The following is a 10856-nucleotide window of genomic DNA, read 5'->3' as shown; positions in this document are numbered from 1 at the left end:
TTTATAGGCGTATTTTACTAGATCTTGTAGAATATTCTTTAGATTATCAAGATAAAATGCAAATAAACGATATAAAAACGACTTTTTTAGTCAATTTTCTTAATTATTTAGAAAATAATTCAAAAAATGGCAATAAACTATCAAAAAAAAACAAAAATAACTTATTTGAGAGTATTAACTAGCTTTTTTTCTTTTATAAGCGATAATAATGATGATTTGTTTGTTTTTTCCTTTGATATGAAGAAAATTAGATTTAGAACAGAAAAATCAGAAGAAAAATTAAATTATCTTAATGAAAATGAAATTATAAGGCTAAATAATGTTTTAGAGAAAGAAAAAGCAAAAAAAGAAGTTTACAATAGTTTTAGAAATTCTTTACTGATAAAACTTATGCTTTATGGAGGACTTAGAATTTCTGAAGCTTTAAATGTAAAACTTTGTGATTTTGAAGAGGTTGATGATGAAATATTAAAAATATCCATAATAGGCAAGGGCGGTAAAGAACAATTTGCATTTATTAAAAAAGAAGAAGTAGATGATGAGCTTGAATATTTTAAAGAAAATATCCAAGATAGTGATTACATAATGCAAACTAGCACAGGAAAACATTTAAATAGAAGCAATGCTTTTTTGATTGTAAATAATATTTATGCTAAAGCTTTGATCAGTAAAAAAGGACTTCATTTGCTTAGACACACTTTAGCCATGAGATTAACAGCCAAAGGAACAAACCTTGTGGTCATACAAAAAATTCTAAGACATGCAAATCTAAATACTACTACTATATATGCCAAAGCAACAAATGATACAATAAAAGCTGCGTTATTGAATAATTAATTTTTCTAAAATTGAGTATTTACATAGACTTCTTTTTGAAGTCTATGCTGTAAATCTTTCTAATAAAAGTTTAGGTTCTCCGCCAAGTATTTTGATGAAATTTGCAATTCTTGATTGTATCATTTCTACGGAATACATACTTCCTAAACCGCCTAAAGCATAAAATAATTCTTTGAAAATGTCTTCTTTGTTAAATTCAAGTTCTTCTATATCAATAAGATCAGGAGTTTGGCTACCTTTTTGTAATTCTTGATATATTTCAACCAAAATATTAATTCTTTCTGGATTATTTTTAGTTTTTAGATAAGAATTTAAGTGTATTATTAGGGTTTTTATGAGTTTTTCTCTATTTTCTTTATTTTCAACCCCCCCCCCACCCGAGTGAATGCTTCTTTTAAATATTTGTTTTTCATATTATTCCTTTTTATATAAAATCAAGTAAAATAAAATCTTTTAATTTTGGGCATATTTCGCACAAATAATCACTATACCATTGCATCAACTCCCTTCTCTCTTTTAAATTTTGTGCAAAATTATATGAAGCTTTAACCTTATTTTTTTCCGTATGTGCCAAACACATTTCTATAATATTGCTACTAAACTGATGTTTTTGAATATTTTCGTGAGCTAGAGTACTAAACATAGATCTAAAACCATGTGGAGTAAAATCTTCATTTGAATATCCCATTCTTCTAAATACCATTCTTACTGTATTATCACTCAAGATCTCATTTAGTCCATCGCCTTTCTTTTTTGTTTAATGGATTTAAATAAAAGATCATGATGACTTATTTGTTTGTATTCTTTTAATAATTGCACTGCAATATCACTTAGATGTATACAATGCGCTTTTTTCATTTTCATTTTTGAAGCAGGTATGCTCCACAAGCCATTTTCTAAATCAATATCTTCCCAAGCAGCACTTCTTATGCTAAAACTTCTTTGCGCAGTAAGAAGCGACAATAAGATTGCCATTTTTGTATTTGTATCACATTGTATATAAATAATATTTTCAATTAATTCTTTAATTTTTGAAACTTCCGTAATAGTCGCAAAATGTCTTGTTTTTTTTGTTATAGACCAAATCCTTTCTTTTTATACCAAGCATAATATTATTTTCAATCATCTCTTTGTTAACTGCATAAGTTAATGTTGTAAATATTTTTTTACCGACTTCGGATTTTTTTGTAGTTTTATTTTTTCAAGAACATTTAAAATGTCGCTTCTTTTAAGATTACTAATGGGAATATCTCCTATAATAGGATAGCAATGATTTTCCATTCGCTTAATAGACTCATTGAGAGTGCGTTTTGTTATGTCGTTTTTTTGAAGAAAATACTGTTCAGCAATTTTTCTAAAACTTGTATCACATCCTTCTTTTTTTCTTATACTTTCATTAGTTTTTAGTAAAGTTTTTATCTCATTTTTTTATCTCGAGCTTCTTTAATTGATATTTGCGGAAATTGCCCCAAAGTTATTCTTTTTAATTTTCTTGTTTTTGGATCTTTACAATCAAATACAAAAGACTTTTTGCCGCTAGGATAAACTAATACAAATAAATTATCACTATCGCTAATTAAAAATTTTTTATCTTTTGGACTAATATTTACTATATCTTTCTGTGTAAGCATTTAAAAATAGACTCCTTGTGGTAATTTCTCCTAACTTTTTAGAATAAAAAATAAAAAGTTAGGAAAAAAGTTTCGAAATGAATTTTAACGGAAAAAACTTTAATTTAGGCTTTATATAGCTATAAATGCCTATTTTATCGATATTTTATAAGTATGATATTTATAGTAGTTTATAGTATCGATGGTGCGGTTAGCGAGATTTGAACTCGCACACGCAGAGCGTACCACCCCCTCAAGATGGCGTGTCTACCAATTCCACCATAACCGCATAAAAAAAGCCCAAAAAGGGCTTTGATAAGTTTTATTGTAAAACTATAAAAGGATTTGCATAAAGTGCTATTAGCGCGATAACAAGAGCATAGATAACTTGTGCTTCAATCATCGCTAAAGCGATAAACATAGTTGTCATTAATTTTGGCCCAAGGCCAGGGTTTCTAGCTGTTCCTGCAATTGTTGCCGCTGCAGTATTACCCATACCGATAGCACCACCAAGTGCTGCAACACCAAGACCTAAACCTGCTGCAAGAACTGAAAATGCTTTAATCCATACATTAATAGCTTCTTGCTCTACTGGAGCATTAGTTTCAGCTGCAAAAGCTACTGCTGAACATGCTAATAATAAAAAAAGAACTTTTTTCATTATCTTAACCTTTCTATAAAAAAATTTTTTCAATTTTTAAATCAGTTCGGCTTGCGTATCCCTACTTAAGACTTAAAAATAAAGCCGAATTATAACCAAAAGTATCTTTATTTTTATTGAAATTTACAAAAATTCACATTTTTGATTTAAATTTGATTGTTTTCAATAAAGCTTAAAAGTTTTTTTGCTTTAATAATATTTTAAAATAATTTTTAAATTAAGGTTGTAACATTGAGTTCTAAATTTTCAAAAATAGGTTTCATTTTAGCGGTAGCAGGTTCAGCAGTGGGCTTGGGTAATGCTTGGAAATTTCCAACACTAGTAGGTCAAAGTGGTGGATCTGCTTTTATCTTGCTTTATATAATTCTTACTTTAGGTGTAGGTTTTGTGATATTTTTAGCTGAGCTTAGCATAGGAAAAATTAGTGAAAAAGATCCGGTTAATGCCTATGAAAAGTTAGCACCTTCAAATAAAAAAGCTTGGTCTTATGTTGGTTTTACTATGGTGGGAGCGATTTTAATAGTTTCTTTTTATACCTTAGTGATTGGCTGGATAGTTAAATATGTGTTTTTAAGTATCACTGGAAATTTGCCTATGGATCTAGAAGTAAGTAAAGCACAGTTTGGATTTTTTACAAGTGAGGATTTTTTAAGTCAGTTTATTTGTTTTACTTTGGTTTTTTTATGTGTTTTTTATGTTGTTTCTAAAGGTGTTAAGAATGGGATTGAAAAGTTAAATGTTTGGATGATGCCTTCATTGTTTATTTTACTTATTTTGATGCTTGTTTATGCTATTAGTAAAGATGGTTTTATGATGGCGGTTAAATTTCTTTTTGTACCTGATTTTTCCAAAATCAACACTTCAAATGTTCTTGAAGCCTTAGGACTTGCTTTTTTTAGTCTTTCTTTGGGCGTTGGAACGATTATTACTTATTCTGCTAGTCTGCCTGATAAAACTAATTTTATTACCAGCACTTTAAATATTATTTTTATCAATCTTTTAGTTGGTTTATTAATGGGTTTGGTTGTTTTTACTTTTATCTTTGAATTTAGCTACAATCCTAATCAGCAAGGACCAGGACTTGTTTTTATTTCCTTAGCTACTTTATTTGAAAAAATTGGGGTGATTGGTTGTATTTTTGGAGCAGCATTTTTTATTTCTTTAATCTTTGCTGGTATTACTTCAGCTGTTTCAATGATAGAGCCTTTTGCTTTTTATCTTATTAATACTTTTGGCATGAGCCGTAAAAAAGCTTTGATTTTAATAGGAATTGTTGTTTATATTTTAGGAATGTTGTGTATTTTATCTTCTTTAAAAAGTACTCAGTTTGGATTTTTTGGAATGAGTTTTTTTGATTTGCTTGATAGTATTTCAAGTAAGGTTATTATGCCTTTAGGTGGAATTTTGGCAGCTATTTTTGTGGGATTTGTGATGAAAAAAGAAGCTTTAAAAATTTTATTTGAACCTTATATGAGGGGTATATTTTTTGAACTTTGGTATGTGTTTTTGAGATTTATTTCCCCTTTGGCTGTTGTTATAGTTATGATAGCCGCTTTTTTAAAGTGAGTTTGAAAAATAATGAGAACATATTTTTCAAAAATCGGTTTTGTATTGGCTGTTGCTGGTGGAGCCGTTGGTTTAGGTAATGCTTGGAAATTTCCAACCTTAAGTGCAGAAAATGGTGGTTTTGTTTTTGTGCTTTTATATTTGTTTTTTACTTTAACCATAGGATTTAGTATTTTTTTGGCTGAAGTGGCTATGGGACGTTTAAGTAAAAGTGATCTTGCAAATGCTTATTCAAATCTTGCCATAAAATATGGTAATAGATGGCGATATGGAGGCGTTTTTATGTTAGGTGGTATTTTTGTTCTCTCTTTTTATCTAGTTATTATGGGATGGGTTTTAAAATATACTGTAGTTAGTCTTTATTATCTTCCTAAAACCTTAGATGAAGCAGCAAGTAATTTTCAGAATTTAATTACTGCAAATTTGACAAGTTCTGTTTTTTTCTTCATTTTATCTTTTTTTCTTACTTTATTAATAGTATCTAAAGGTTTAATCAAAGGGATTGAAAAATTAAACGTTGCTATAATGCCTAGCTTATTTTTAATGCTTGTTTTTATGTTGTTTTATTGTATGGGATTTAAGCAAGGTTTTGCAAATGCTTTTTCTTATTTATTTTATCCTGATTTTTCACATTTTAAATTTAGCTCTATTGCCGAAGCTTTAGGGCTTGCATTTTTTACCTTATGCTTGGGAATAGGTTGTATAGTTACATATTCATCAGCCTTGGATAAAAAAACAAATTTTATAAAAAGTTCAGTGTATATTGTTTTGATTAACTTATTGATTTCTTTTATCATGGGACTTATTGTTTTTACTTTTATCTTTGAATTTGGAGCCGATCCGCATACTCAAGGAGCAGGAATTGTTTTTGTATCCTTGATGAGTTTGTTTAATCAACTTGGAGCTTTAGGCTATATTTTTGCATTTTGTTTTTTCTTAGCACTTTTTTTTGCTGGTATTACTTCAGCTGTTTCAATGATAGAGCCTTTAACTTTTTATATGATTAATAACTATCAAATTTCTCGTGTTAAAGCTCTATTTCTAATAGGTTTATTTGTTTTTGTTTTTGGAATTTGTTGTATCTTGTCATTAAATTTAAATTTTTTTTCTATGTTTAGTTTTTTTGGCAAAGATTTTTTTACTTTATTGGATAAATTAACTTCAAATTTTTTACTTCCACTTGGTGCTATAGCATGCTCTATATTTGTAGGTTTTTTTATGAATAAAAAACAAATTTATAAAATTTTTTCTAAATTTATAAGTCGAAAAATTTTCTTAATTTGGTTGTTTTTTATTCGTTTTATATCGCCTATAGCAATAATTTTGGTAATGTGTTATCAAATTTTTGTATAATAATGAAAAAAATATTTTTTTAAGGAAAAATAATGGCTAAAAAATTCATCGATGTAATGGATACAAGCTTTAGAGATGGTTTTCAGTCTGTTTATGGAGCTAGGGTTTTAATGGATGATTTTTTTCCTGCAGTAGAAGCAGCAAAAGAAGCAGGCATTACACATTTTGAATTTGGCGGTGGTGCTAGATTTCAAAGCTTGTATTTTTATCTTAATGAAGATGCTTTTACCATGATGGATAAATTTAGGGCTATTGTAGGAAAAGATACCAATCTTCAAACTTTAGCAAGAGGGGTCAATACCGTTACTTTAGATACTGGAAGTAGTGAACTTATTGATTTGCATGCAAAACTTTTTGCAAAACACGGTACTACAACGATAAGAAATTTTGATGCCCTTAATGATGTAAATAATTTAAAATTTAGTGGTGAATGTATAGTAAAACATGGGTTAAAGCATGAAATTACTATCACTTTAATGGATTTACCGCCAAATTGTAAAGGTGCCCATGATGTGCCTTTTTATGAAAAAATTTTAAAAGAAATTTTAGCAGCAGAAATTCCTTTTCATAGTATTTGTTTCAAAGATGCAAGTGGGACTTCTAATCCAAATAAAATTTATGAAACCATTAAAATGGCTAGAAAAATTTTACCTCAAGATACACACATTAGACTTCATACGCATGAAACTGCAGGAGTGAGTATAGCCTGCTATCTTGCAGCACTTGAAGCAGGGGTTGATGGTATCGATTTGGCTGCGGCTCCAGTAAGTGGCGGAACCTCTCAGCCTGATATTTTAACCATGATGCATGCTTTAAAAGGCAAAGATTATGATTTAGGCGGACTTGAGGAAGAAAAAATTCTAAAATACGAAGAAGTTTTAAAAGATTGTTTAAAAGAATATTTTTTACCACCTGAAGCTACTATGGTAAATCCACTTATTCCTTTTTCTCCTATGCCAGGAGGAGCTTTAACAGCAAATACACAAATGATGAGAGATAATAATATCTTAGATAAATTTCCACAAGTCATTCATGCTATGAGAGAAGTTGTAGAAAAAGGTGGATTTGGTACTTCGGTTACTCCAGTTTCTCAATTTTATTTTCAACAAGCTTTTAATAATGTGATGTTTGGACCTTGGAAAAAAATAGCAGAAGGTTATGGAAAAATGGTGCTTGGTTATTTTGGAAAAACTCCTGTTACACCCGATGCAAATATTGTTGAACTTGCTTCAAAACAACTTAATTTAGAACCTACTACAGAGCTTGCTATTAATATAGCTGATAAAGATGAGAGTAAAAGTATAGTTTATACTAAAACCTTGCTTGAAAAAGAGAGTATAGAAACGAGTGAAGAAAATATATTTATTGCAGCAGCTTGTAAAGAAAAAGGTATAGCATTTTTAAAAGGAGAGGCAAAGGTAAATGTACGCAAATTAGCTAGTATGCCAAAGCCTATGAGTGTAGATGAAAACAAATTTACCGTAGCTGTAAATGGTAATAAATATCATGTAGAGGTAAGCTATGGTTTTGATAAAGATGTTAATGTTAAAAGTGTAAAAAAAGTAGAAGAAAATAAAAATATTGTTTCTTCAAATTCAACAAGTTCTGTAGATGCTGAAAATGAAGTTTTAGCAGGTATTTCAGGTAATGTCTTTAAAATTTATGTTAACGAAGGTGAAGAAGTAAAATCAGGTCAAGCCATCATGGTTTTAGAAGCAATGAAAATGGAGATTGAGGTTAATGCTCCAAAAGATGGAATTATTTCAGAGCTTTGTATTAAAATAGGCGATACTGTTAACGAAGGCGAAGTATTAGCTATCTATAAGAATTAAAGTGAGGGAAAGATGAAAAAATTTGATAATTTAGGTTTGGATAATATAAAAGAAATTTTTCATAATTTAAGTTATGATGAATTAAATGCTCATGAAAAAGCAAATAATGAAGGTTTAAGTACGGATAATGATACTTTTTGTGTAGATACAGGGATTTTTACAGGTAGAAGTCCTAAAGATAAATATTTTGTAAAACAAGATCCATCTAGTAAGTATATTGCTTGGGGAAAGGTAAATCAGCCCATTACAAAAGAATTATTTGATAAGCTTTTGACTAAAGCAAAACAAGAATTAAGTGGAAAGAAAATTTATGTTCAAGATGCTTTTTGTGGCGCTTCTTTGCAAAGTCGCAAAGCAGTAAGATTTGTTACTGAAATTGCATGGCAAGCGCATTTTGTTAAAAATATGTTTATTCGCCCAAGTCAAGAAGAACTTGAGAATTTTAAAGCAGATTTTATTGTTTATAATGCTTGCAAATGTATCAATGAAGATTACAAACAAGATGGTTTAAATTCAGAGGTTTTTGTAATCTTTAATGTTGAAGAAAATATAGCAGTTATTGGTGGAACTTGGTATGGCGGAGAAATGAAAAAAGGTATTTTTTCTATGATGAATTATTGGTTGCCACTAGAAAATAAACTTTCTATGCATTGTAGTGCAAATGTCGGAGAAAAAGGTGATGTAGCACTTTTCTTTGGACTTAGTGGCACTGGAAAAACTACACTCTCAACCGATCCAAAAAGAAAGCTTATAGGTGATGACGAACATGGTTGGGATGATGAAGGTGTATTTAATTTTGAGGGTGGTTGTTACGCAAAAACAATCAATCTCGATCCTGAACATGAGCCTGAAATTTATGGTGCCATTAAAAGAAATGCACTTTTAGAAAATGTAGTTTTAAGAGCCGATAAGAGTGTTGATTATGCTGATGCTTCAAAAACAGAAAATACAAGAGTTTCTTATCCTATAGAGCATATTGAAAATCATGAGCCTAGTCTAAAAGCAGGGCATCCAAAAAATATTATATTTTTAAGTGCAGATGCTTTTGGAATTTTACCTCCAGTAAGTAAACTAAGCAAAGAGCAGGCTATGTATTATTTTTTAAGTGGTTATACAGCAAAAGTAGCTGGAACTGAGCGTGGTATTTTAGAACCTCAAGCAACTTTTTCAGCTTGTTTTGGAGAACCTTTTATGCCTTTGCATCCAACGGTTTATGCGAGATTACTTGGTGAAAAGATTGAAAAGCATGAAGCTAATGTTTATCTTGTTAATACAGGCTGGAGCGGTGGAAGCTACGGTGTGGGTAAAAGAATGAGTATTAAGGCTACTAGGGCTTGCATTAATGCTATTCTAGATGGAAGTATTGCAAAATGCAAATTTGAAAATTTTGAAGTGTTTGATTTAGCTATTCCAAAAGCTTTAGAAGGTGTAGAAAGCACGCTTTTAAATCCTATAAATACTTGGTCAGATAAAAATAATTATATTGCAACAAGAGATAAATTAGCACATATGTTTATACAAAATTTTAAACGTTACGAAGATGTCAAAGAAGGCATTGAATTTAGCAAATTTGGACCAAAAATTTAAGGCATTTAAATGAAAAATGAAATGTGGTCAGGACGCTTTAGTAGTGCAAGTGATGAGCTTTTAAAAGAATTTAATGCAAGTTTAAATGTAGATAAAACTTTGTTCAATGAAGATATACAAGGTTCTATAGCACACGCTACAATGCTTGAAAGTTGTGGTATTTTAAAAAAAGAAGAATTAGATGCTATTATAAAAGGTTTAGAGCAGGTTAGAAGTGAAATAGAGCAAGGCAAATTTATTTTTGATATTAAAGATGAAGATATTCATATGGCTATAGAAAAGCGTTTAAGTGAGCTTATAGGTAGTGAAATTGGTGGAAGACTTCATACTGCAAGAAGTAGAAATGATCAAGTGGCTACTGATTTTAAACTTTTTGTCAAAAAATCTCATATTGAACTTATAAAGCTTTTAAAAGAATTGATTCAAACCATGCTCGAACATGCCAAAGTGCATAAAAAAACTATTATGCCAAGTTTTACACATTTACAACACGCTCAGCCTGTGAGTTTTTCTTTTTATATTTTAGCTTATGCTTTTATGCTAATGCGAGATATTAAGCGTTTGCAAAATAGTCTAGAACTCGCTGATTTTTCGCCACTTGGGTCTTGTGCGTGTGCAGGAACAAGCTATGCCACCAATCGTGAGTTGAACGCTAAAATTTTAGGATTTAAAGATATTATGCCAAATGCTATGGATGGAGTGAGTGATAGAGATTTTGCTCTTGATTTACTTTATGATATAGCAGTTATTTTTACACACACTTCAAGACTTTGCGAGGAAATGATTTTATTTTCAAGTTCGGAATTTTCTTTTATATCCATAAGTGATAGTTTTTCAACAGGAAGTTCTATCATGCCTCAGAAAAAAAATCCCGATGTTTGTGAACTTATACGCGGAAAAACAGGGCGTGTCTATGGAAATCTGATTTCTCTTTTAACTATAATGAAAGCTCTACCTTTAGCTTACAATAAAGATATGCAAGAAGATAAAGAAGGGCTTTTTGATAGTGTAAAAACCGCTAAAGATAGTTTAATCATCTTAAATGCAATGTTAAAAGAAATACGAATTAATAAAGAAAATATGCTTAATGCTTGCAAAAAAGGTCATTTATTGGCTACTGATTTGGCGGATTATTTAGTGCGTGAAAAAAATATTCCTTTTAGAAAGGCACATTTTATAGTAGGAAATGTTGTTGCACAAGCTGAAATACAAGGCATTGATATAAGCGAAATTAAAGATCTTTCAAAAATAGATCCTATATTTGATGAAAAAGCTATAGAGCTTTTAAATTTTGAAATTTCTTTAAATTCTAAACAAAGTGAAGGCTCAAGTTCTACTACAAGCGTAGAAAAGCAAATTCAAATTTTACAAGAATTTATTAAAAAAATATAAATATTGTTTAGGCTATTT

The 10856-nt window shown here is 29.8% G+C and carries 12 protein-coding genes, 1 tRNA gene and 1 pseudogene; 7 read left to right on the top strand and 7 right to left on the bottom strand.

Features of this window, described 5'->3' with window-relative positions; translation table 11 throughout:
- Both AJ888_RS09660 and AJ888_RS07565 read left to right on the top strand, forming a co-directional pair.
- A pseudogene (locus AJ888_RS09660) lies at positions 1-182 on the top strand (hypothetical protein); the annotation flags it as partial.
- Between the two features lie 55 nt (positions 183-237).
- A complete protein-coding gene (locus AJ888_RS07565; protein WP_079744356.1) occupies positions 238-837 on the top strand; it encodes a tyrosine-type recombinase/integrase in 600 nt (199 codons plus the stop codon).
- Between the two features lie 42 nt (positions 838-879).
- Here the strand turns inward: AJ888_RS07565 and AJ888_RS09525 are convergent, their stop codons facing one another.
- The 7 genes from AJ888_RS09525 to AJ888_RS07545 form a co-directional block, all read right to left on the bottom strand.
- Entirely contained in the window at positions 880-1104 is a 225-nt protein-coding gene (locus AJ888_RS09525) for a hypothetical protein (protein ID WP_002861514.1), read from the bottom strand.
- 157 nt (positions 1105-1261) lie between these two features.
- Positions 1262-1561 carry a tyrosine-type recombinase/integrase gene (locus tag AJ888_RS08985; RefSeq protein ID WP_002881695.1) on the bottom strand — a complete coding sequence of 100 codons (300 nt, stop codon included), beginning with the start codon at positions 1559-1561 and terminating at the stop codon, positions 1262-1264.
- Between the two features lie 8 nt (positions 1562-1569).
- Complete coding sequence (locus AJ888_RS08980; protein ID WP_257841622.1) at positions 1570-1866, bottom strand: tyrosine-type recombinase/integrase; 297 nt, start codon at positions 1864-1866, stop codon at positions 1570-1572.
- A gap of 117 nt (positions 1867-1983) precedes the next feature.
- A complete protein-coding gene (locus AJ888_RS09655; protein ID WP_374700110.1) occupies positions 1984-2187 on the bottom strand; it encodes a phage integrase central domain-containing protein in 204 nt (67 codons plus the stop codon).
- A gap of 65 nt (positions 2188-2252) precedes the next feature.
- Entirely contained in the window at positions 2253-2468 is a 216-nt protein-coding gene (locus AJ888_RS08975; protein ID WP_002881691.1) for an Arm DNA-binding domain-containing protein, read from the bottom strand.
- Positions 2469-2650: 182 nt separating this feature from the next.
- A tRNA-Leu gene (locus tag AJ888_RS07550) sits at positions 2651-2736 on the bottom strand.
- A gap of 33 nt (positions 2737-2769) precedes the next feature.
- Positions 2770-3108, bottom strand: a complete 339-nt coding sequence (locus AJ888_RS07545) for a F0F1 ATP synthase subunit C (RefSeq protein ID WP_002861627.1) — start codon at positions 3106-3108, stop codon at positions 2770-2772.
- 231 nt (positions 3109-3339) lie between these two features.
- On the opposite strand from AJ888_RS07545, the gene AJ888_RS07540 reads away from it, so the two are divergent.
- From AJ888_RS07540 to argH, 5 genes are read left to right on the top strand one after another with little or no spacing between them, the layout of a single operon-like run.
- On the top strand, positions 3340-4674 hold the full coding sequence (locus AJ888_RS07540; RefSeq protein ID WP_070296225.1) for a sodium-dependent transporter: 1335 nt from the start codon (positions 3340-3342) through the stop codon (positions 4672-4674).
- Positions 4675-4686: 12 nt separating this feature from the next.
- Positions 4687-6027: a sodium-dependent transporter gene (locus tag AJ888_RS07535; protein ID WP_002861625.1), complete on the top strand. Its 1341-nt coding sequence runs from the start codon at positions 4687-4689 to the stop codon at positions 6025-6027.
- A 32-nt stretch (positions 6028-6059) separates the two neighbouring features.
- A complete protein-coding gene (locus AJ888_RS07530) occupies positions 6060-7859 on the top strand; it encodes a biotin/lipoyl-containing protein (RefSeq protein ID WP_002861624.1) in 1800 nt (599 codons plus the stop codon).
- A gap of 12 nt (positions 7860-7871) precedes the next feature.
- Positions 7872-9446: a phosphoenolpyruvate carboxykinase (ATP) gene (gene pckA / locus AJ888_RS07525; RefSeq protein ID WP_002861623.1), complete on the top strand. Its 1575-nt coding sequence runs from the start codon at positions 7872-7874 to the stop codon at positions 9444-9446.
- A 9-nt stretch (positions 9447-9455) separates the two neighbouring features.
- Positions 9456-10838: an argininosuccinate lyase gene (gene argH, locus AJ888_RS07520; RefSeq protein ID WP_002861622.1), complete on the top strand. Its 1383-nt coding sequence runs from the start codon at positions 9456-9458 to the stop codon at positions 10836-10838.
- Positions 10839-10856: the final 18 nt, after the last annotated feature.

The organism is Campylobacter sp. BCW_6467 (assembly GCF_001762855.1).
GTDB classification, from domain to species: domain Bacteria; phylum Campylobacterota; class Campylobacteria; order Campylobacterales; family Campylobacteraceae; genus Campylobacter_D; species Campylobacter_D jejuni.
Note: the sequence above shows the minus strand (reverse complement) of the source record. Positions and strands in the feature narration are given on the sequence as shown.

Bases quoted from the DNA above. Each gene is read 5' to 3' on its own strand.
- AJ888_RS07565 (WP_079744356.1), top strand. From the start codon at position 238: ATGAAGAAAATTAGATTTAGAACAGAAAAATCAGAAGAAAAATTAAAT.
- AJ888_RS08975 (WP_002881691.1), bottom strand. From the start codon at position 2,468: ATGCTTACACAGAAAGATATAGTAAATATTAGTCCAAAAGATAAAAAA.
- AJ888_RS07545 (WP_002861627.1), bottom strand. From the start codon at position 3,108: ATGAAAAAAGTTCTTTTTTTATTATTAGCATGTTCAGCAGTAGCTTTT.
- AJ888_RS07535 (WP_002861625.1), top strand. From the start codon at position 4,687: ATGAGAACATATTTTTCAAAAATCGGTTTTGTATTGGCTGTTGCTGGT.
- AJ888_RS07530 (WP_002861624.1), top strand. From the start codon at position 6,060: ATGGCTAAAAAATTCATCGATGTAATGGATACAAGCTTTAGAGATGGT.
- pckA (WP_002861623.1), top strand. From the start codon at position 7,872: ATGAAAAAATTTGATAATTTAGGTTTGGATAATATAAAAGAAATTTTT.
- argH (WP_002861622.1), top strand. From the start codon at position 9,456: ATGAAAAATGAAATGTGGTCAGGACGCTTTAGTAGTGCAAGTGATGAG.